Source organism: Pantoea sp. USHLN256, assembly GCF_037149875.1.
Taxonomy (GTDB): Bacteria; Pseudomonadota; Gammaproteobacteria; order Enterobacterales; family Enterobacteriaceae; genus Pantoea; species Pantoea nemavictus.
The window spans coordinates 337,398-358,170 of record NZ_JBBCQO010000001.1; the positions used below are offsets into that span (position 1 = coordinate 337,398).

Consider the following 20,773-nt stretch of genomic DNA (forward strand, 5'->3'; position numbering starts at 1 on the left):
ACAGAGTGTGAGAAATAGCACCACGACAGATGATCCTCAGGGCGGATTATGGAATGATGACGCCCTGTAATCCAAGGAGAGAATGTCGAGATCCCATGTCGGAACAGAGTCGTTATACCCTGCCAGTCAAAGCCGGCGATCATCGCCAGCTCGGCCAGCTAGTCGGCGCTGCACAAGCGCTTGAGTGTGCCAGCATCACCGAACGCCACAGCGGTCCGGTGTTGATGATTACCCCGGATATGCAATCTGCCCTGCGTCTGCAGGAGGAGATTCGCCAGTTCACCGATCTGCCGGTCACCAATCTCGCTGACTGGGAAACGCTGCCCTACGACAGCTTCTCACCGCATCAGGACATTATCTCCGCTCGTCTCTCCACGCTGTATCAACTGCCGAACTTAACGCGCGGCATGCTGATTATGCCGGTCAACACGCTGATGCAGCGCGTCTGTCCGCACAGCTTCCTGCACGGTCATGCGCTGGTGATGCAGCAGGGGCAAAAACTGTCGCGCGATGCGCTGCGCGATCAGCTGGAGCAGGCCGGCTATCGCCATGTCGATCAGGTGATGGAGCATGGCGAATACGCCACGCGCGGCGCGCTGCTCGATCTCTTCCCGATGGGCAGCGATCAGCCCTATCGCATCGACTTCTTTGATGACGAAATTGATAGCCTGCGCCTGTTTGATGTCGATACCCAGCGCACGCTGGAAGCGGTCAACGCCATCAACCTGCTGCCCGCACATGAGTTCCCGACCGATAAAGCCGCCATCGAGCTGTTCCGCAGCCGCTGGCGTGAAACCTTTGACGTGCGCCGCGAGCCGGAACACGTCTATCAGCAGGTGAGCAAAGGCACGCTGCCCGCCGGTATCGAATACTGGCAGCCGCTATTTTTCGAGCAGGAGCTGCCGACGCTGTTCAGCTATCTGCCGGGCAACACGCTGCTGCTCAACAGCGGCGATTTGCTGGCGAGCGCCGAGCGCTTCTGGCTTGACGCCAATGCGCGCTTCGAGAATCGCCGCATCGACCCAATGCGCCCGCTGCTGGAGCCGGTCACGCTGTGGCTGCGCCCCGATGCGCTGCTCAGCGAACTGAAAGCCTGGCCGCGCATGCAGCTGAGCAGCGAGACGCTGCCGGAGAAAGCCGCAAACACCAACCTCGGTTATCAACCGCTGCCGGAATTAACCGTGCAGGCGCAGGCCAAAGCACCGCTTGATCTGCTGCGTCAGTTCCTGGAGCAGTTCAGCGGGCAGGTGATTTTTTCGGTTGAGAGCGAAGGCCGCCGTGAAAGCCTGCAAGAGCTGCTGACGCGCATCAAACTGCGTCCGCACGCTATCGATCACTTCGATCAAGCCGTCGAACAGCCGTACAGCCTGATGATCGGCGCCAGCGAGCGTGGCTTTATCGATACCCAGCGCCAGCTGGCGTTGATCTGCGAAAGCGATCTGCTCGGCGAGCGCGTCAGTCGCCGCCGCCAGGATAATCGCCGCACCATCAATCCAGACGTATTGATCCGCAACCTCGCCGAGCTGCATCCCGGCCAGCCGGTGGTGCATCTGGAGCACGGCGTTGGGCGCTATATCGGCCTGACCACGCTGGAAGCCGGCGGCATCGTGGCGGAATACTTGATGCTCTCCTATGCCGGCGATGCCAAATTGTACGTGCCGGTTTCGTCGCTGCATTTAATCAGTCGCTATGCCGGTGGCGCGGATGAGAATGCGCCGCTGCATAAACTCGGCAGTGATGCCTGGTCACGCGCGCGGCAGAAAGCCGCCGAGAAAGTACGCGACGTGGCGGCAGAGCTGCTGGATATCTACGCCCAGCGCGCCGCCAAGACCGGCTTCGCCTTTAAGCACGATCGCGATCAGTATCAGCTGTTCTGTGAAGGCTTCCCGTTTGAAACTACGCCGGATCAGGGCCAGGCGATCAATGCCGTACTGAGCGACATGTGCCAGCCGCTGGCGATGGATCGCCTGGTGTGCGGCGACGTAGGCTTTGGTAAAACCGAAGTGGCGATGCGTGCCGCGTTCCTCGCGGTCGAAAATGCCAAACAGGTTGCGGTGCTGGTGCCGACCACGTTGCTGGCGCAGCAACATTACGACAACTTCCGCGATCGTTTCGCCAACTGGCCGGTGCGCATTGAGATGCTGTCGCGTTTCCGTACCGCGAAAGAGCAAAGTCAGGTGCTGGAACAGGCACGCGAAGGCAAAGTCGATATTCTGATAGGTACGCACAAGCTGCTGTCGAACGATCTGAAATGGCACGATCTCGGCCTGCTGATCGTCGATGAAGAGCACCGCTTTGGCGTGCGTCACAAAGAGCGTATCAAGGCGATGCGCGCCGATGTGGATATCCTGACGCTCACCGCTACGCCAATTCCGCGTACGCTGAATATGGCGATGAGCGGCATGCGCGATCTGTCGATTATTGCCACGCCACCGGCACGACGTATGGCGGTGAAAACCTTTGTGCGCGAGTACGACAGCCTGGTGGTGCGCGAGGCGATCCTGCGTGAAGTGCTGCGCGGTGGCCAGGTTTACTATCTCTACAATGACGTGGAGAACATCGAGAAAGCGGCGCAGCGGCTGGCAGAACTGGTGCCGGAAGCGCGTATCGCCATTGGTCACGGCCAGATGCGCGAGCGCGATCTGGAGCGGGTGATGAACGATTTCCACCATCAGCGCTTTAACGTGCTGGTGTGTACCACCATCATCGAAACCGGTATCGATGTGCCCAGCGCGAATACCATCATCATTGAGCGCGCCGATCACTTTGGTTTGGCGCAGCTGCATCAGCTGCGCGGCCGCGTGGGCCGTTCGCATCATCAGGCGTATGCGTGGCTGCTGACGCCGCATCCGAAAGCGATGACCACCGATGCACAGAAACGCCTCGAGGCCATCGCTTCACTGGAAGATTTAGGTGCTGGTTTCGCGCTGGCAACGCACGATCTGGAGATTCGCGGTGCCGGTGAACTGCTCGGCGAAGATCAGAGCGGACAGATGGAAACCATCGGTTTCACGCTATATATGGAGCTGCTGGAGAACGCGGTTGATGCGTTGAAAGCGGGTCGCGAGCCGTCACTGGAAGATCTCACCAGCAATCAAACTGAGATTGAACTGCGCATGCCCGCCCTGCTGCCGGATGATTTTATCCCCGATGTGAATACCCGTTTGTCGCTGTACAAACGCGTAGCCAGCGCTGCGGATGAGCAGGATTTGGCTGAGTTGAAGGTGGAGATGATCGATCGTTTTGGCAAACTGCCGGATGCGGCGCGTAATCTGCTGGACATCGCCGGGCTGCGTTTAGTGGCGCGCGAGTTGGGGATTCGTAAGATTGAAGCCAGCGATAAAGGCGGCTTCTTCGAGTTCGCGCCGCAGAACCACGTCGATCCAGGCTGGCTGATTGGCCTGCTGCAGAAAGATCCGCAGCAGTGGAAACTGGATGGGCCAACCCGTCTGAAATTCACCCGTGAAATGGCGGACCGGAAAATCCGTATGGAGTGGGTGCAGAGTTTTGTTAGCGAGCTGGCGAAGAACCGGGTTTAGTGGATATCCGCACGGAATCGTAGCGGCGCGATTCATCGCGCGCCTTTGACTCCGTGCGCCATTGATAAGGCGCAATAAATTGCGCCGCTACGAATCCGTGCGAGTTGAGGTTCTCATATACAAAAAAAGCGCCTTACGGCGCTTTTTTCGTTACTGCTGCTGTGATGTAGCTTTGCCCAATTAGGCCTGATTCGAATTCAGGATCAGCTGACCGTTGCGGTCGAGCGGAATGCGGGTGCCAGGGTCATTCTCCATGCGGATCTTGCCCTGCTGGTCGCCTATTTTATAGGTCACGTCATAACCCAGCATTTTTTCCTGTTTATCGTATACCGTTTTGCAACGTTGCTCGTTGGTGGTGTAAGTATCACGATCCTGCAGCGCACCCTGCACCTGATTACCGCCGTAACCTCCGGCCAGCGCGCCAGCTACCGTCGCCACATCGCGACCGCGTCCGCCGCCAAACTGGTGGCCCAACACGCCACCCGCTACCGCACCCAATACTGAACCGGCGATACGATTCTCATCCTGTACCGCTCGGCGATGGGTTAAGGTCACGTTGCGACACTCCTGTCGCGGCTGTTTGATGCTCTCTTTGATCGGCGTCGCCGACAGAACTTGTGCAAACTGCGGGCCGCGATCGAAAACATCCATGCTGGCGACTGCGGCAACACCTAACGCTGCTGCTACGCCGATACCGATACCCGCTAACATTGATTTATTCACAGGAATGTCCTCCTGAAGGTTGTTACCGCGCATTCCTGCCGCTACGAAATCCTGGTAGCCGAGGCATAACCGGCGTGCGCGCCGCGCCGTGTTTGTTGGTAATAAGTTTTACAGATGGACCGTAATTGCAACATCAGATTAATGGAGGAAACGCAGCGGAAACCCACCAGGGCCAGCTTTTAGGAGAGTTCTGAGAGCGGGTGTAATAGCGCCGTAACCTTAAGCTGAACGGGTGTTTTTCAGCAGGTTACGGCAGCGGGTGTGGCTTGGAGCGGGATTGCACCGCCCGAAAATCATTAGTGCAGCTTGAGGCGCGGACGCAGTACGCGGTTAAGACTGCCAACCAACATCATCAGCCCGGTCTTGAAGTATCCGTGGAGCGCAATCTGGTGCATACGATATAGAGAGATGTAGACAAAACGTGCAATACGCCCTTCTACCATCATTGAACCGCGCATCAGGTTACCCATCAAACTTCCCACGGTGCTGAAGCGCGACAGCGATACCAGAGAACCATGATCTTTATAAACGTAGGCTTTCAGCGGCTTGTCTTTACGCTGCGCGAGAATGTTTTCCAGCGCGCGGGAAGCCATCTGATGCGCTGACTGCGCGCGCGGCGGTACAAATCCGCCACCCGGCAGCGCGCAGGATGCACAGTCGCCAATGGCGTAGATATCATCATCCAGCGTGGTTTGCAGCGTCTCTTTCACCACCAGCTGATTAATGCGGTTGGTTTCCAGCCCGCCAATCTCCTTCAGGAAATCTGGCGCTTTAATCCCCGCCGCCCACACCATCAGATCGGCATCAATAAATTCGCCGCCTTTGGTATTCAAGCCGTTTTCCGTGGCGCTGGTGACCATGGTTTGCGTCAACACGCGCACGCCAAGCTTGGTCAGCTCCTGATGCGCCGCAGCAGAGATACGCGGTGGCAGCGCAGGCAAAATACGTTCACCGGCTTCCACCAGCGTGACGTTGAGCGAAGTGCTGTCCAGACCTTTGTAGCCGTAGCTGTGGAGCTGTTTCACCGCGTTATACAGCTCAGCGGAGAGTTCCACGCCGGTAGCGCCGCCGCCGACGATGGCAATGTTCACTTTTTCCAGGCTGCCTTCGCTGGCCGAGAAACGCAGGAACAAGTTAAGCATTTCGTTGTGGAAACGGCGCGCCTGATGCGGGTTATCGAGGAAGATGCAGTGATCTTTTACGCCCGGCGTACCGAAGTCGTTTGAGGTGCTGCCGAGCGCAATGACCAGGCGATCGTAAGCCAGCGCACGCTGCGGCACTAACAGCGCACCTTCGGCATCGCGGATTTCGGCCAGCTCAAGGGTTTTATTCTCACGGTTGATTTGCGTCAGCGATCCCAGCTGGAACTGGAAGCCGTGATTGCGCGCGTGCGCCAGATAGCTCAGCGCATCGATACCTTCGTCCATCGAACCGGTCGCCACTTCATGCAGCAACGGTTTCCACAGGTGGCTGTGGTTACGATCGACCAGAATGATCTCGGCTTTTTTCTTGCGTCCCAGCTTGTGACCCAGCTGCGTGGCCAGTTCTAAGCCTCCAGCACCACCGCCGATGATAACGATTTTTTCCATAGATGTAGTCAACAAAGACCCCCTCAAAGTTGTAAACCAATAGTTAATTAATGGTTAATAAAAACCTTAATAAACATAGGGTTGGCGACGTTAAATCGCGAGCTAAGGGCAGAATATCACGGCGTCGGAGACATAACATAAGAAAATTGATGTGGATCAATCTTTCAACAGCATTATCAGAATGTTACACATTTTATGCGCCGCATCACACGGCGCACGGGAGGTCAGGCGAGGAGTTTAAAGGCTTTGATACGCTGTAAATGCGGCGCAATATTTTTAAATTTATGGCTGGCTTCGTCATCCCAGATGATTTCATAGAACGGCTGCAGCTGTGCCGCGCTGCGCTGATTATCCAGCGCTTCATCATTGCGCGACAAAATGGTCAGACAGCGGTTGCGATTCGTTGCGCGGAAATCGCTGACGCATTTGGTGGCAATATCGAGATACTCTTCCGGCCGATCTATTTTGCCTTCCATGTTTTCGAAGGGAAAAAGATTGGGATTGAAAATCGCCTGACGCATGCCGCAAAGAAAACCAATACGCTCGGCCCAATAACCGCCGAGGCCAACCCCGCAAATCAACGGATGCGCATCGTCGCCCTGTTGCAGCAACTTATCGCACTCTTTCAGCAGAAACTGCATGTCGTGTTTGGGATGACGGGTGCTGTAACTGACTAATCTGACGTCCGGGTCAATGAACTGCAGCTGCAGCACCTTTTCATGGTTGCCCGGACTGTTGGAATCAAAACCGTGCAAATAGATGATCATGATTTTCCTCAGCGTGAAGTGAGATCCGGGCAGCGACGCTTAGCTGACCGAAGCTTTATGCGCCAGCCAGCGCTGTTGCAACGCGCTGAGTTGACGCTGATTCTGCCGCCAGCGCTCGCTTGCCAGCAGGCTTTGACGGGTCATACGGCCCTGATGGTATAACTGCGTCACGCGCTCTGCCCCGATCGGCGTCAAGTTATCCAACACGCTTACTGCGCCTGCTCGCTGATTGCACACCAGGATCATATCGCAACCGGCATTCAGCGACTGCTGCGCGCGTTCAGCATAGCTGCCCATCACCGCCGCGCCTTCCATCGACAAATCATCGGAGAAGATCACGCCGTTGAAGCTGAGCTCTTTACGCAGCACGGTTTGCAGCCAGTAGGGCGAACCGCTGGCAGGAAGCGGATCCACCTCAGTATAGATAACGTGCGCCGGCATCACCGCATCGAGGAGCTGTTCGTCAATCAACTGCTTAAAGATTGCCATGTCATGCTGGCGCAGCGTGGCGGCATCGCGCGGATCGCGCGGCGTCTCTTTATGTGAGTCCGCGCTGACCGCGCCGTGACCGGGGAAGTGTTTGCCGGTGGTTTTCATGCCGGCTTCATGCATGCCGTTGATAAAACGACGCGCGATCTGCAGCGCAATCGCCGGATCTGCATGGAATGAACGATCGCCGATTGCCGCGCTGATGTGGCCAATATCCAGCACCGGGGCGAAGCTGATATCGATGTCCATGGCGATCATCTCCGCCGCCATCTGCCAGCCAGCCTGCTGCGCCAGTTCACCGGCACTGTTGAGATCGTGCAGCGCAGCAAAAGATTGCATCGCTGGCAATTGGGTAAAGCCGTCGCGGAAGCGCTGCACGCGGCCCCCTTCCTGATCCACGGCGACCACCAGCCGATTACGCGAAGCGGCGCGAATCTGGCGCACCAGCTCTGCCAGCTGCGCAACATCATGGAAGTTACGGGCAAACAGAATCAGCCCGCCCACCAACGGATGCTGCAGAATGTCGCGCTCTTCGGCATCAAGCTCATAGCTCTCGACGTCAAGCATCAGCGGTCCAGGCGTGTTCATGGTCATGATTAAAATCCTAGGTTAAAGGTCATGCCAGCTGGCCTGCGCCAGCTGTTGTAATGTTTCATCCTGACTCTGCTCGGCCCGCAGCTGGTACCAGCTGGCCATCAGCAGTTGCAGCCACGGCTGCCAGCGCTGCATCTGGCGCGCCAGTACCCGCTCATCAAGCTGCGCGCGCGCGGCGTAACCGGCAATCCACGCCGGGCGCATATCACCATCAACCGCGCAAACCGCCGCCAGTTCCAGCGCCACATCGCCGTCGGCGGCATATTCCCAGTCGATCAGGCGTAAACCCGTGGGTGTGGCGACCAGGTTGCCGGCATGCACGTCCATATGCAGAGGTGCAAGGCGCAGCGGCTGCGGCTCGGCCTGCTGTAATAAGCGTTGCAGCCGACGCTGCCAGCGCCAGTGACGCTGACGACAGAGCTGCCAGTAACGCTGCAGCAGCGGCGCTAAACGTAAACGGTAGCCGGTGAGCGGCTGTTGATGCAGACGCTGCAGCAGCGCCAGAATGGCCTCGCGCTGCGCATTAAACTGCGCGGGCGTGAGCACCTCGCCCGGTAACCAGCTCTGTAGCAGCCACGGATCGTGCCACGCCAACGGCTGCGGCCCCAGTTGCGCATGACGCAGCTGGCGCAGCACACGGTATTCGCGTTGGCGATCGACAAACGGAATCGGCTGCGGCGGCGCACGACGCGCCAGCAGCTCGCCCTGCTCGGTTTGCACGCGCACGCTTTGTCCGCTCAGTCCCGGCTGCGCGAAAAAATGACCGGCAGCTTGCGCCGTCGGCCATTGTTGCTGAATCATGTTTTGCAGCTGAGGATCAGGGTTGAGCAACACCGTTTCCTGACCAGATGATTTCACCAGTCTGCACCAACATCAGCTGCATTTGCAGCGTGGGTGCTTTCACATCGCCCTGCGCATTGCTGTACAGCACATACTGCGCGTTGACGTTACGTGCCAGGCCAATCGCTTTGCTGCGCGAGTTCAGACTGTCATCCGGCGACAAGCCCAGCGTCTGCTTGGCCTGCGCCAGCTGTTCTGGGGTGATCAGGGTGAATTTACCGTTGTTAGCCAGGGCGTTCTGAATCGCGTCGGTGGCCTTGTCGGTCTGCAACGATCCGTTGGTGCTGTTTTTAATGCGGTCCACCAGCAGCACGCTGCCTGGATTCACACCGGATGATTGCACCATCTTGCCGACCAGCGGCTGCACGCTGGCATCCCAGTTAATGGTTTTCAGCTTTGGCGGCTGTGGCACGGTTTGCGGCGGCGGCACTGGCTGCGTCGGCGGTTCTACCGGCTGGGTTGGCGGGGTTGGCTGCGTCGGTTCAACCGGTGCCGGCGTCTGTTGTTGCACCACACAACCGGTGAGCATTAGCGCAAATAACAGCGCGCCCGAACGTTTTACACTGCGAATCACAGCTTACTCCTCAAAGATAAAGATAGAGACGCACCTTACTGGCGGTCGGATTGCCCATTTGCGAGGCCACTTCTACGCTGCCATGCGCCGGTACGATTTGGCTCTGTGCCGGCTCTTCTGGCGTAATTTCCAATCCTTTGTCGTCGTACCAATAGAAACGATAGTGCACTTTTACCGGCGTTTCACGCTGGTTGTACAACACGCTCATGGCACGCTGCTGACCATCTTGTTCAGTCAACGTTGGATCATCGGTAATGATGCCTGCTGACAGCACCGCCGACTCCATCACCAGCGACTGCGAAGTATTAATCATCGGCTTATCGCTGCTGCAACCCGCAAGGGTCAGCAACAGCAAGCCACTCAGCCATTGACGCATCACATTATCCGCCTGAGTTAGATGGCCAGCATCGGGCCCAGCGGCTGACCGCCGACCAGGTGCATATGGATGTGATAAACCTCCTGACCGCCATGGCTATTACAGTTCATGATCAGGCGATAGCCATCTTCTGCAATGCCTTCATCACGGGCAATTTTTGCCGCCACGGTAATCATGCGGCCCAGCGCCTGCTCATGCGCAGCCTGCACATCGTTAGCGGTAGGAATCAATACGTTAGGAATGATCAGAATATGGGTAGGCGCTTTGGGCGCGATATCGCGGAAGGCGGTGACCAGTTCGTCCTGATAAACCACGTCGGCGGGAATCTCGCGACGGATGATTTTACTGAAAATGGTTTCTTCAGCCATGGTGCATTTCCTTAAGCCTGAGTTCAGTCAGGCAGTATGCGTGAGGAATTCCATTTCTTTCAACCTCAGGACCACAATTCCTGCATTAAATGGCTGCGTTTACGCCGTTTTGTCATTTTGCCTGCCCTGTGCTGCACCTCGCATTTCTCACATCTGATTAACCACAAAAATGAAACACTGTTTTATAAATTAGAGATATCACGCCATTTTCTTTGTGATTTTGCCACGACGTTTTAAAGCATTGCGAAATCACGAAGGTTTGCCGGCTTAAGCCGCTCTACTTTCAATCCAATCCGAGCAAGTTGTACGGAGTGATGAGGGATGTGTTTACCGACTAATTCAAGGAGAACCTGCCATGCGCTCTCGTAAGATTGGCCTGGGCCATTATCTGGCCTATGGTTCCGGGGATTTCCTCGGTGCAGGCACCACGGCGCTGACTGCCGCCTGGCTGCTCTACTTCTACACCACCTTTTGCGGGCTCTCGCCGATTCAGGCCACGTTCATTTTTGCCGCCGCCCGCGTGCTGGATGCGGTCGTAAGCCCGCTGATGGGATTCCTGACCGATAACTTCGGTTCAACCTGGCTTGGCAAACGTTTTGGCCGCCGTAAGTTCTTTATCCTGCTCGGCATCCCTTGTGTGTTCAGCTACAGCCTGATGTGGGTTGGCGACATGAGTTTCTGGTGGTATCTGCTGACCTATCTGTTGTTCGATATGGTCTACACCATGATCCTGGTGCCTTATGAAACGCTGGTACCGGAGATGACCGACGATTTCAAACAGAAAACCCGCTTCTCCGGCGCGCGTATTGGCCTGGCGCAACTCTCGGCCATTCTGGCGGCATTCCTGCCGGGCGTGTTGATTGGCTGGTTTGGCAAAGAAAATCCTATCTCCTTCTTCTACGCCAGCCTGGTGTTCTCGGTAATTTGTGCGCTGGTGTTAACGCTGGTGTGGCTGTTTACCTGGGAGCGCGATCCAGACGACTTCTCTGCCGAATCACGTCGTGCAGAGCAGGAGAAATCACAGCTAACGCTGATGCAGAGCCTGAAACGCCTCTACACCGAGTTGGCCTCAACGCTGCGCATTCGCATTTTTCGTCAGCATCTTGGGATGTATCTTGGCGGCTATATAGCGCAGGACGTGTTCAACGCGGTATTCACCTGGTATGTGGTGTTTGTGTTGATGCAAAGTGCCCAAATCGCGTCCAATCTGATGGGCACCATGGCGGTGATGCAGTTTATTGCGGTGATGGCGATGATTCCGCTGTGTATCCGCCTTGGACCCGCCCCCGCCTATCGCATGGTGGTCGTACTGTTCGGTCTCAGCGCCCTCTCCTACGCTGGCTTGTGGTACGCCGGCATGAACGACAACTTCGCGCTGCTGGTGCTGATTTCAGGCCTTGCCGGTCTTGGTCGCGGCGGCATCAATTATGTGCCGTGGAACACCTACACCTATATTGCTGACGTCGATGAAGTGATTACCGGCCAGCGTCGCGAAGGCATTTTCGCCGGCATTATGACGCTGACGCGTAAGGCGTCGCAGGCGGGTGCGGTGATGTTTGTCGGCATCGTATTACAGTTAGCCGGTTTCTCCTCCGGCCAAGCCACTCAGGTGCCTGCCGTCGGCCATACCATTTTGGCGATTCTCAGCGTTGGCACCCTTTGCGTGCTGGCCTGCGGCTTCATTATCTCACTACGTTTCAAGCTCAACCTGCAAACTCACACCGTGCTGCGTGAAGAGACGCTGAAGATGCGCGCAGCCGGACGCGTGGTGCCTGAACGCATTACGCCACAGGCGCGCGGCATCGTCGAAATGCTGGCGGGCATGCCGTATGAAAATCTGTGGGGCAATAACAACGTCGGTTATCTCAATCGCCATAAAGCGGCTGCGCCGCCGCTGCCGAGCCAGCCGCGATCTTTACCTTCTCTACCTACTACCCTGATTAATGATAGGAATGAACCATGACTGTATTTCCTGTAAAGCACAGCGCATTGCTGCGTCAACCTGAGTATCTGTTGCCACGTACCGAACTGGTGCAGTTGATTCATCAGCTCACGCAGAATCTGGTGAATATTACCGACCATAGCGGTGAGTTTTTGCTGCGCCTTGACGATGGGCGGGTGATCGATACTAAAGGCTGGACCGGTTGGGAGTGGACGCATGGCATCGGTCTATACGGCATGCTGCACTATTATCAACAAACCGGCGATCAGGCGACGTTGAAGATTATTGATGACTGGTTCAGTACGCGGTTGGCGGAAGGTACGCCGACCAAGAACGTCAATACGGTTTGTCCGTTTTTGACGCTGGCCTACCGTTATGAAGAGACGCGAAATGCGGCATGGCGGCCAGTGCTGGAGCGTTGGGCAGAATGGGTAATGTATGAGATGCCACGCACCGAGCAAGGCGGCTTGCAGCACATCGTCTATAACAACGAAAATACCCAACAGCTGTGGGACGATACGCTAATGATGAGCGTGATGGCGCTGGCGAAGATTGGTCAGCTGCTCGATCGCCCAGAGTTTGTGGAGGAAGCCAGCTATCAGTTCCTGATTCATACCCAATATTTGATGGATCGCCAAACCGGTTTGTGGTTCCACGGCTGGACGTTTGATGGGCGACACAATTTTGCCAACGCACGTTGGGCGCGTGGCAACAGCTGGCTCACCATCGTGATCCCTGATTTTCTCGAAATGATGAACTGGCCACAACAGCATGCAACGCGCCGTTTCCTGCAGCAGGTGCTGGAGAGTCAGGTGAAGGCACTGAGCAGTTGTCAGCACAGCAGCGGTTTGTGGCATACCTTGCTCGACGATCCCAATAGCTACCCAGAAGCCTCTGCTACCGCCGGTTTCGCCTACGGCATTCTCAAGGCGGTGCGCAAACATTATCTCTCCGCAGAATATCTCCCCATGGCGGAGAAAGCGTTGCGCGGGGTAATCGGCAATATCGACCAGGATGGGGAGTTGAAGCAGGTATCGTTCGGCACGGCAATGGGCAGCGATCTGGAGTATTACCGCCAGATACCGCTTACCTCGATGCCGTATGGCCAGGCAATGGCGCTGCTGTGTTTGACGGAGTATTTGCGGGTCTACTTGTAATAAAAAATGCCCTCATTGGAGGGCATTTTTAGGCACCGAAATTAAAGTGCGTTGAAGCGGCGGCAGAGGAGTAAAGCATCCCAAGCCATGGATGGCTTGGGGCGAGCCCCAGGGATGGTTTATGGCGTCTTTACGATCTGACGCCGCTTCATCGCACCGGCTCTGCCCGCCAACTTAGGTTACATACTGCGGATATAGTCATCCATTTCGGTTTTCAGGTTATCGGACTTAGTACCGAAAATTGCCTGAACGCCTGAACCTGCCACCACGACGCCTCGTGCACCCAGCGTTTTCAATTCAGCTTGATCCACTTTACCCACATCCGCCACGCTCACGCGCAGACGGGTAATGCAGGCATCCAGATTAGTGATGTTCTCTTTACCACCAAACGCGGTAACCAGTTTGCCCGCCATTTCGCTGCCGGTTGCGCTGCTCTGCTCCATTGCAGTGTCCTCGCGGCCAGGTGTTTTCAGGTTCAGTTTCACAATCAGGAAACGGAATACGGTGTAGTAAATCAGGCCGTAAATGATGCCGACAATCGGGAATAGCCAGATTTTGCTGCTGTTGCCGCTCAGCACGATAAAGTCGATCAAACCGTGTGAGAAACTGGTGCCGTCACGCATACCGAGCAAAATACAGATTGGGAATGCCAGACCTGCCAGAATCGCGTGGATCACATACAGAATCGGCGCGACGAACATGAAGGCGAACTCGATCGGTTCGGTAATACCGGTCAGGAACGAGGTCAGCGCGGCCGAGATCATGATGCCGCCCACTTTGGCGCGGTTTTCTGGTTTAGCCGAGTGCCAAATCGCGATAGCAGCGGCTGGCAGACCATACATTTTGAACAGGAAGCCGCCAGAGAGTTTGCCTGCGGTTGGGTCACCCGCCATGTAGCGCGGAATATCACCGTGGAATACCTGACCTGCCGCATTGGTGAATTCACCAATCTGCATCTGGAAAGGAACGTTCCAGATGTGATGCAGACCAAACGGCACCAGCGAACGCTCAATCAGACCGTACAGTCCAAAGGCGACCACCGGGTTTTGATAGGCTGCCCACTGCGAGAAGTCCTGAATAGCGGTACCGATTGGTGGCCAGATGAACGACAGCACCACACCGGTGAAAATTGCCGCCAGGCCCGAGATGATCGGCACAAAGCGCTTGCCCGCAAAGAAGCCGAGATACTCAGGTAGCTTGATGCGATAGAAGCGATTAAACATATAGGCAGCAATCGAGCCGGCAATAATCCCGCCGAGCACACCGGTATCTGCCAGATGCTTAGCTTCGATTTCCGCAGCCGAGATATGCAGCACCAGTGGCGCGACCACCGCCATGGTTTTCACCATGATGCCGTAAGCAACCACAGCCGCCAGCGCTGAAACGCCGTCGTTATTGGTAAAGCCTAGCGCTACACCAATCGCAAAGATCAGCGGCATATTGGCAAATACCGAACCACCCGCTTCGGCCATTACGTGGGAAACCACTTCCGGCAGCCAGCTAAAGTTTGCAGAACCAACACCTAACAAAATACCGGCAATCGGCAGAACCGATACCGGCAACATCAGCGATTTACCTACTTTCTGCAGGTTCGCAAATGCGTTCTTGAACATAGAAACTCCTGAGTATGAGTGCAATTTTTTTGCGCAGTGCGCATGGCTCAGGGGGAGGATCCTTCGCCGGAGTGACGCTGAGCGTCTTTTGATTTATTACGAAGAGTAAAATAAATCGCTAATTGTTAAATTGACGGCCATCACATTTCGCTAAGGATAGGCATGTCCTTTCAGTCATTTCTTACTGACTTGAGCTAATAAACAGCAATAAAACACTGCCTGCGTCGATGAAGACGCAGTGCAGCTGTATAATTTGTGATTAATTACAGTGTTTGAAATAAAGCAGTTAGCAGCCGAGACGGCTCATTGGGATATGGAACAGGCGGGAGAAATTTTCCGTGGTGGCTGCGGCCAGCGTCTCAATATCGACACCTTTTAACACCGCCATGTAGTCCGCAACATCGCGGGTAAATGCGGGCTGGTTTTCTTTACCACGATGCGGCACCGGCGCCAGATAGGGTGAATCCGTCTCCACCAGCATACGATCCAGCGGCACATAGCGCGCCGCATCGCGGATCTGCTCGGCGTTGCGGAACGTTAAAATGCCGGAGAAAGAGATATAAAAGCCGAGATCCAGCAGCTTGGCCGCGGTTTCCTTATCTTCAGTGAAGCAGTGCAGCACGCCACCACATTTTTCTACCTGCTCTTCACGCAAAATCGCCAGCGTATCCTCACGCGCATCGCGCGTATGCACAATAATCGGTTTATTCAGTGCGATGCCGGTGCGAATGTGCTCGCGGAACGAGGCTTGCTGCTGCGCTTTAGTTTCCTGCTGATAGAAGTAATCCAGCCCGGTTTCACCCAGCGCCACGACGCGATCTTCCGCGGCCAGGCGACGAAACTCTTCAACGTCGTACGGCGCCTCCTGATTCAGAGGATGTACGCCACAGGCCAACGCAATGTTTTCACGGTCGCCAACCAGCTGTTTGATTTTGTAGTAATCCGGCAAGGTGGTGGCGATCGCGAGCATAAACTTCACATCGCGCGCGGCGGCTTTTGCGATGACATCATCCAGATCGCGATGATGTTTTTCGTAATCAAGGCCATCAAGATGGCAGTGTGAATCGACAATAAACATAGAAATCTCTTTTTCGCTTAGCCGACGACTGCTGGTGAGAGTAAACGTCCCCAGGCGAGTAAACGATCGGTGAGCATTAATTCACGGTTGAGCGCGGCTACATGCAGCAGTTGATCGCGGCATTGCATCCAATGCTGCGCGCTGCTGTTCAGCGAGCTGCTATTCATTTGCTGCGCCAGTTGCGTAACCACATCGGGACGATCGCCGTTACTTAGCCAGTGACTCGCGCCCTGCTGCACTTTCATTGCATCAACCAGCAGCGAAATCAACCAACTAAGACGCTCGCCGACATCCTCGCTGTTCAGCGCGGGCAGCAGGTGCAGCACATCGCCGTTAAGCGCTTTGATCAGCGTCTCACACAGCGTTTCACGTGCCTGCCAGCGTTCAGGCTGTAATAGCGTCAACGCGGCCGCAGGTGCGCCATTACTCAAGCGCAAGGCTGCACGCAGTTTAGCTTCCGGCTGCGGCTGCTGTTTTTGCAACCATTGCAAACTCAGAGCCTCTTCCGGCGGCGATAGATGCCACGTCATGCAGCGACTGCGTAGCGTGGCCAGCAGTCGCGAAGGCTCGCGCACGCTGAGGAAAAACCAACAGTTGGCCGGTGGCTCTTCCAGCGTTTTCAATAACGCATTGGCAGCGGCTTCGGTCAGCTGTGACGCGTCGGGCAACCAGACGATCTTCGCGCCGCCCTGCTGAGCGAAATGGTAAAGCTTTTCAGTAACATCGCGCACCGCGTCAATGCCGAGCGAAGACTTGCCCTTCTCCGCTTCAAGGCGATACCAATCCGGATGCGTGTGCGCCTGCATCAGTTGGCAGCCGTGGCAGTGCCCACAGCTTTTCAGCCCTTCCGGCTGCAAACACATCAACCAACGGCTTACGCCCCATATCAGCGCATCATCGCCCATCCCTTCAATGGCCTGTACCAGCAAGGCGTGATGTGCCTGACCACTTTGATGACGCGCGATGATCTGTCGATAAGGCTGATTCAGCCACGGATACCAGTTCATACCGATTGATCTGCCAGCCAGTGACGTAATGCATTTTTAAGTGACAGTGTCACGTCTGCGATGTTTTGTGTGGCGTCAATGGTCAGGATGGTAGGATCCTCAGCCGCCAGCGCTAAATAGCGTTCACGTGTGCGTTCAAAAAAGCGCAGCGACTCTTGCTCGATACGATCCAGCTCACCGCGAGCCCGAGCGCGCTGTAAGCCAATTTCTGGCGTTACGTCAAGATACAGCGTCAGATCGGGACGGAAATCGCCCAGTACCGCATCGCGCAGCGTGGTCATCAGCTGCGCATCCAGGCCGCGTCCGCCGCCCTGATACGCTTGTGATGAGAGATCGTGACGATCGCCGACTACCCAGGCACCGCGTGCCAACGCGGGTTTAATCACGTTTTCGACCAACTGCACGCGGGCTGCGTACAGCATCAGCAGCTCGGCTTTATCGGTAACCTGTTCACCTTCGATGCCCTGCTTCACCAACACCCGCAGCTGTTCCGCCAATGGCGTACCGCCGGGCTCACGCGTGTAGACGACGTCATTAATGCCATGCTCATGCAGCACGGCGACCAACGCATCACGTGCGGTGGTTTTGCCTGCGCCTTCCAGTCCTTCGATGACGATAAACTTACTTTTCATTTTTTTCCTTCATGGCCAACCGATAAACCTGCACCGCTTTATTATGGCTGGCCAGATTGGTGGTAAAGGTGTGCCCACCTTTGCCATCTGCGACAAAATAGAGGTAGTTGGTCTTCTCTGGATGCGCCGCCGCTTCGAGTGACGCACGGCCTGGCATCGCAATCGGTCCCGGCGGTAAACCGCTAATGGTGTAGGTATTGTAATCGGTTGGCGTTTCCAGGTTTTTACGCGTTAACGTGCCAGCATAGCTATCACCCATGCCATAAATGACAGTGGGATCGGTTTGCAGTTTCATGCCGGTGCGCAGGCGATTGATAAACACTGATGCCACGCGCGCGCGCTCTTCACTTACACCGGTTTCTTTTTCGATGATAGACGCCATGGTGACTAAATCCTGCTCTTTCTTGTAAGGCAGATTATCCATGCGCCCCTGCCAAATCTCATCAACCAGTTTATTCATACGCGCATGCGCACGTTTCAGCAGCGCCACATCGCTGGTATTGGCGGTATAAAGGTAGGTATCTGGATAGAAGCTACCTTCCAGTTGGTTAACCTCAAGCTTGAGCGCAGCGGCAACGGTGGCAAATTGATCGTCGGTCAGCGTATGTTTCAAATAGGGTGCTTTACGCAGCTCCGCTAACCACTCGGTTAAGCGTGAACCTTCAATAAAGCGCACCGGGAATTGCGCTTCTTTACCGCTTGCCAGCAGTTGCAGTAGCTGGCGCACCGTCATGCCAGTTTCAAGGCGATAGGTACCCGCTTTAAACTTTGCCAGTTCGGGCTCCAGTTTGAGTAACGGCCCAAACCAGATACTTTGTGGAATAATGTGCTGGCTTTCCAACTGCGCTTCTAACACCACGCGGCCACTACCGGCGGGCAAGGTGTAAATGGTTTCCTGCTGCAGTGTTAATGGTGTATCGGCTAAGCGTTCAATCTGCCAATAGCTAAAGGCGGCGGCGAGTCCTGCGACAACCACTACGCCTGCGAGAATTTTTTTCATTCGAGTCATGATGCTTCCATCGTCGGGCAACTGGCGCGCAGTTGCTGGTACAGCGAGCGTGCGGTAAACGAAACGTCGTCAATTTGTCGCACGGGTAAAACGGGCATCAGGGCGTTACAAATTACCACTTCATCTGCGTTCAACACCTCGTCCCTGCTGCCATCAATCAGCTGACAAGTTTGGCCATTCGCGGCCATCTGTGCCATCAGATAACGACGCATAATGCCATCCACGCCAGCTTGTTCAAGGCGCGGCGTAAAAACGTTGCCGCCTTTGCGCCAGAATAAATTGGCCGCACAGCATTCCACCACCGTCCCTTCAGTGTCAAGCACCAGCGCCTCGTCGCCGCCCGTCTGGTCAAGATGGTGGCGAATCATTACCTGCTCAAGGCGATTCAGGTGCTTCACACCGGCCAGCAACGGATTGCACGCCAGACGAATGGGGCTAGTATGGAGCACTGCCCCCTGTTGTTGCAGAGCGGCGTAGTGCTGCGGCCACAGAGAGAGCGAAACAATACGCGTAGGTGAGGTGCAACCGGTGCGGCTGTAACCGCGGCCACCTGCGCCTGGCGTTAAAATAACTTTGAGTACTGCCTGCATCTGTCCATGAGCAGCCTGACACATTTCAGCGGAGAGTTGCGGTAGGTCGGGTGCAGCCATGAATAAGCGTTCGCAGCCCTCACGTAGACGTTGCAGATGAGCATCCAGTAAAACAACCTTTCCGTTGATTACGGCGGCGGTGGTAAAACAGCCGTCACCAAATTGCACGCTGCGATCGCGTGCTGAAAGCTCGGTTTGTTGTATACCGTTGATCCACATGCTGGCCACCTTGAACACCACAATAGCAATATAAAAAAGGCCCGCATTGCGGGCCTCTGTATAGCTCAGGAGCGATTATACCTTACGGAAGATCAGCGAGCCGTTCGTGCCGCCAAACCCGAAGGAGTTACACAACGTGTACTCCAGTCCGCTGATCTGACGCGCCGTATGTGGCACGAAGTCCAGATCACAACCTTCGTCAGGATTGTCGAGGTTGATGGTCGGTGGAATCGCCTGGTCGCGCAGCGCCAGAATCGAATAAATCGCTTCTACCGCACCAGCAGCGCCCAGCAAATGACCGGTCATCGACTTGGTTGAACTGACCATCACACTGTGAGCTGCAGTACCAAACACCGATTTCACCGCCTGCGCTTCCGCTTTGTCACCGGCTGGCGTCGAGGTGCCGTGCGCGTTGACATAGCCGATCTGCTCAGCGTTCAGCTGCGCATCACGCAGTGCATTAACCATCGCGGCTGCAGCGCCTGAACCGTCTTCCGGAGGTGACGTCATGTGGTAAGCATCGCTGCTCATGCCGAAACCAATAATTTCAGCATAAATCTTCGCACCACGTTTCTTCGCGTGTTCGTACTCTTCCAGTACGACAATGCCAGCACCGTCACCCAACACGAAACCGTCACGATCTTTATCCCACGGACGGCTTGCCGCCTGCGGATTGTCATTACGGGTAGAGAGCGCACGTGCAGCACCAAAACCACCGACACCTAATGGCGTACTGGCTTTTTCCGCACCACCGGCCAACATCACATCCGCATCGTTATACGCAATAATTCGCGCCGCATGACCAATGTTATGCACGCCGGAGGTACACGCCGTTGCGATTGAGATGCTTGGGCCTTTCAGGCCATACATAATGGTGAGGTGACCTGCCACCATGTTTACGATGGTAGAAGGTACAAAGAACGGGCTGATTTTACGCGGACCACCGTTGACCAGCGAGCTGTGGTTATCTTCGATTAAACCCAGTCCGCCAATGCCAGAACCGATTGCCGCACCAATGCGACCCGCATTCTCATCAGTTACGACCAGACCTGAGTCTGCCATAGCCTGAATACCAGCAACGATGCCGTATTGGATGAAGTCATCCATCTTGCGCTGATCTTTGCGCGAGATGAAATCATCGCAATTGAAATCTCTTACTAAGCCTGCAAAACGCGTTGCGTAGGCACTAGTATCAAAATGGTCGATCAGGCTAATGCCGCTCTGACCGGCAAGGAGAGCACTCCAGGTAGACTCTACGGTATTGCCGACAGGAGACAACATGCCAAGACCAGTCACAACTACACGACGCTTAGACACGCACGTCCTCCAGGGAGGGAAAAAATAACGCTATGTGGGGCAAACATAAAACTCAGGCGGTCGAGGTGACCGCCTGAAGATATTCATTAGCCTTGATGGCTATTGATGTAGTCGATCGCTGCCTGAACGGTAGTGATTTTCTCAGCTTCTTCGTCTGGAATTTCAGTATCAAACTCTTCTTCCAGAGCCATTACCAGCTCAACGGTGTCAAGAGAATCTGCACCAAGGTCTTCAACGAAAGAAGCAGTGTTAATCACTTCGTCTTCTTTAACACCCAGCTGCTCAGCTACGATTTTCTTAACGCGTTGTTCGATATCGCTCATACTATTTAATTTCCTATCAAAACTCGC

At 55.4% G+C, this 20,773-nt stretch carries 19 protein-coding genes; 3 read left to right on the forward strand and 16 right to left on the reverse strand.

The features are described from left to right. The first annotated feature begins 95 nt into the window (after positions 1 to 95). The gene (gene mfd / locus WFL93_RS01635; protein WP_336777127.1) at positions 96 to 3,539 is read left to right on the forward strand and encodes a transcription-repair coupling factor; all 3,444 of its coding nucleotides are present in this window, start codon (positions 96 to 98) and stop codon (positions 3,537 to 3,539) included. A 180-nt stretch (positions 3,540 to 3,719) separates the two neighbouring features. Here the strand turns inward: mfd and WFL93_RS01640 are convergent, their stop codons facing one another. The 8 genes from WFL93_RS01640 to hinT form a co-directional block, all read right to left on the reverse strand. Beyond that, positions 3,720 to 4,262: a glycine zipper 2TM domain-containing protein gene (locus WFL93_RS01640; protein WP_007885735.1), complete on the reverse strand. Its 543-nt coding sequence runs from the start codon at positions 4,260 to 4,262 to the stop codon at positions 3,720 to 3,722. 296 nt (positions 4,263 to 4,558) lie between these two features. Then, a complete protein-coding gene (locus WFL93_RS01645; RefSeq protein ID WP_336777128.1) occupies positions 4,559 to 5,863 on the reverse strand; it encodes an NAD(P)/FAD-dependent oxidoreductase in 1,305 nt (434 codons plus the stop codon). Positions 5,864 to 6,075: 212 nt separating this feature from the next. Then, entirely contained in the window at positions 6,076 to 6,618 is a 543-nt protein-coding gene (gene ycfP / locus WFL93_RS01650; RefSeq protein WP_007885741.1) for an alpha/beta hydrolase YcfP, read from the reverse strand. Positions 6,619 to 6,657: 39 nt separating this feature from the next. Next, the gene (gene nagZ, locus WFL93_RS01655) at positions 6,658 to 7,701 is read right to left on the reverse strand and encodes a beta-N-acetylhexosaminidase (protein WP_049851112.1); all 1,044 of its coding nucleotides are present in this window, start codon (positions 7,699 to 7,701) and stop codon (positions 6,658 to 6,660) included. Positions 7,702 to 7,716: 15 nt separating this feature from the next. Beyond that, positions 7,717 to 8,502: a thiamine kinase gene (gene thiK / locus WFL93_RS01660; protein ID WP_442955876.1), complete on the reverse strand. Its 786-nt coding sequence runs from the start codon at positions 8,500 to 8,502 to the stop codon at positions 7,717 to 7,719. A 16-nt stretch (positions 8,503 to 8,518) separates the two neighbouring features. Beyond that, the gene (lpoB, locus tag WFL93_RS01665; RefSeq protein WP_007885749.1) at positions 8,519 to 9,115 is read right to left on the reverse strand and encodes a penicillin-binding protein activator LpoB; all 597 of its coding nucleotides are present in this window, start codon (positions 9,113 to 9,115) and stop codon (positions 8,519 to 8,521) included. Between the two features lie 10 nt (positions 9,116 to 9,125). Then, a complete protein-coding gene (locus tag WFL93_RS01670; protein WP_007885751.1) occupies positions 9,126 to 9,491 on the reverse strand; it encodes a YcfL family protein in 366 nt (121 codons plus the stop codon). Between the two features lie 17 nt (positions 9,492 to 9,508). Continuing rightward, entirely contained in the window at positions 9,509 to 9,859 is a 351-nt protein-coding gene (gene hinT, locus WFL93_RS01675; protein WP_007885755.1) for a purine nucleoside phosphoramidase, read from the reverse strand. A 355-nt stretch (positions 9,860 to 10,214) separates the two neighbouring features. Between hinT and WFL93_RS01680 the strand changes: the two genes are divergently transcribed. Together WFL93_RS01680 and bglB are read left to right on the forward strand one after the other, a co-directional pair. Then, positions 10,215 to 11,822, forward strand: a complete 1,608-nt coding sequence (locus tag WFL93_RS01680; protein WP_336777129.1) for an MFS transporter — start codon at positions 10,215 to 10,217, stop codon at positions 11,820 to 11,822. Then, positions 11,819 to 12,958, forward strand: coding sequence for a beta-galactosidase BglB (gene bglB / locus WFL93_RS01685; protein WP_336777130.1), 1,140 nt, complete (start codon positions 11,819 to 11,821; stop codon positions 12,956 to 12,958). Before WFL93_RS01680 ends, bglB begins: the two co-directional genes overlap by 4 nt. 179 nt (positions 12,959 to 13,137) lie before the next feature. Here the strand turns inward: bglB and ptsG are convergent, their stop codons facing one another. From ptsG to acpP, 8 genes are all read right to left on the reverse strand, one after another. After that, entirely contained in the window at positions 13,138 to 14,571 is a 1,434-nt protein-coding gene (gene ptsG / locus WFL93_RS01690; protein WP_049851105.1) for a PTS glucose transporter subunit IIBC, read from the reverse strand. Positions 14,572 to 14,857: 286 nt separating this feature from the next. Next, a complete protein-coding gene (locus WFL93_RS01695) occupies positions 14,858 to 15,649 on the reverse strand; it encodes a metal-dependent hydrolase (protein ID WP_007885767.1) in 792 nt (263 codons plus the stop codon). 17 nt (positions 15,650 to 15,666) lie between these two features. Further along, positions 15,667 to 16,656, reverse strand: coding sequence for a DNA polymerase III subunit delta' (gene holB, locus WFL93_RS01700; RefSeq protein WP_336777131.1), 990 nt, complete (start codon positions 16,654 to 16,656; stop codon positions 15,667 to 15,669). Continuing rightward, positions 16,653 to 17,288 carry a dTMP kinase gene (tmk, locus tag WFL93_RS01705; protein ID WP_336777132.1) on the reverse strand — a complete coding sequence of 212 codons (636 nt, stop codon included), beginning with the start codon at positions 17,286 to 17,288 and terminating at the stop codon, positions 16,653 to 16,655. The genes holB and tmk overlap by 4 nt, the downstream gene beginning before the upstream one ends. Beyond that, a complete protein-coding gene (mltG, locus tag WFL93_RS01710; RefSeq protein ID WP_336777133.1) occupies positions 17,278 to 18,297 on the reverse strand; it encodes an endolytic transglycosylase MltG in 1,020 nt (339 codons plus the stop codon). Before mltG ends, tmk begins: the two co-directional genes overlap by 11 nt. Then, complete coding sequence (pabC, locus tag WFL93_RS01715; RefSeq protein WP_336777134.1) at positions 18,294 to 19,106, reverse strand: aminodeoxychorismate lyase; 813 nt, start codon at positions 19,104 to 19,106, stop codon at positions 18,294 to 18,296. The genes mltG and pabC overlap by 4 nt, the downstream gene beginning before the upstream one ends. 75 nt (positions 19,107 to 19,181) lie before the next feature. After that, the gene (gene fabF / locus WFL93_RS01720; RefSeq protein WP_049851100.1) at positions 19,182 to 20,423 is read right to left on the reverse strand and encodes a beta-ketoacyl-ACP synthase II; all 1,242 of its coding nucleotides are present in this window, start codon (positions 20,421 to 20,423) and stop codon (positions 19,182 to 19,184) included. A gap of 86 nt (positions 20,424 to 20,509) precedes the next feature. After that, complete coding sequence (gene acpP, locus WFL93_RS01725; protein WP_007885774.1) at positions 20,510 to 20,746, reverse strand: acyl carrier protein; 237 nt, start codon at positions 20,744 to 20,746, stop codon at positions 20,510 to 20,512. Between the last annotated feature and the right edge of the window lie 27 nt (positions 20,747 to 20,773).

What these genes read in the sequence shown, in the direction of transcription:
- holB (WP_336777131.1), bottom strand. Translation starts at nt 16,656, where the DNA reads ATGAACTGGTATCCGTGGCTGAATCAGCCTTATCGACAGATCATCGCG.
- WFL93_RS01695 (WP_007885767.1), bottom strand. Translation starts at nt 15,649, where the DNA reads ATGTTTATTGTCGATTCACACTGCCATCTTGATGGCCTTGATTACGAA.
- mfd (WP_336777127.1), top strand. Translation starts at nt 96, where the DNA reads ATGTCGGAACAGAGTCGTTATACCCTGCCAGTCAAAGCCGGCGATCAT.
- pabC (WP_336777134.1), bottom strand. Translation starts at nt 19,106, where the DNA reads ATGTGGATCAACGGTATACAACAAACCGAGCTTTCAGCACGCGATCGC.
- ycfP (WP_007885741.1), bottom strand. Translation starts at nt 6,618, where the DNA reads ATGATCATCTATTTGCACGGTTTTGATTCCAACAGTCCGGGCAACCAT.
- WFL93_RS01670 (WP_007885751.1), bottom strand. Translation starts at nt 9,491, where the DNA reads ATGCGTCAATGGCTGAGTGGCTTGCTGTTGCTGACCCTTGCGGGTTGC.
- ptsG (WP_049851105.1), bottom strand. Translation starts at nt 14,571, where the DNA reads ATGTTCAAGAACGCATTTGCGAACCTGCAGAAAGTAGGTAAATCGCTG.
- WFL93_RS01680 (WP_336777129.1), top strand. Translation starts at nt 10,215, where the DNA reads ATGCGCTCTCGTAAGATTGGCCTGGGCCATTATCTGGCCTATGGTTCC.
- thiK (WP_442955876.1), bottom strand. Translation starts at nt 8,502, where the DNA reads ATGATTCAGCAACAATGGCCGACGGCGCAAGCTGCCGGTCATTTTTTC.
- acpP (WP_007885774.1), bottom strand. Translation starts at nt 20,746, where the DNA reads ATGAGCGATATCGAACAACGCGTTAAGAAAATCGTAGCTGAGCAGCTG.
- tmk (WP_336777132.1), bottom strand. Translation starts at nt 17,288, where the DNA reads ATGAAAAGTAAGTTTATCGTCATCGAAGGACTGGAAGGCGCAGGCAAA.
- mltG (WP_336777133.1), bottom strand. Translation starts at nt 18,297, where the DNA reads ATGACTCGAATGAAAAAAATTCTCGCAGGCGTAGTGGTTGTCGCAGGA.
- hinT (WP_007885755.1), bottom strand. Translation starts at nt 9,859, where the DNA reads ATGGCTGAAGAAACCATTTTCAGTAAAATCATCCGTCGCGAGATTCCC.
- nagZ (WP_049851112.1), bottom strand. Translation starts at nt 7,701, where the DNA reads ATGACCATGAACACGCCTGGACCGCTGATGCTTGACGTCGAGAGCTAT.
- bglB (WP_336777130.1), top strand. Translation starts at nt 11,819, where the DNA reads ATGACTGTATTTCCTGTAAAGCACAGCGCATTGCTGCGTCAACCTGAG.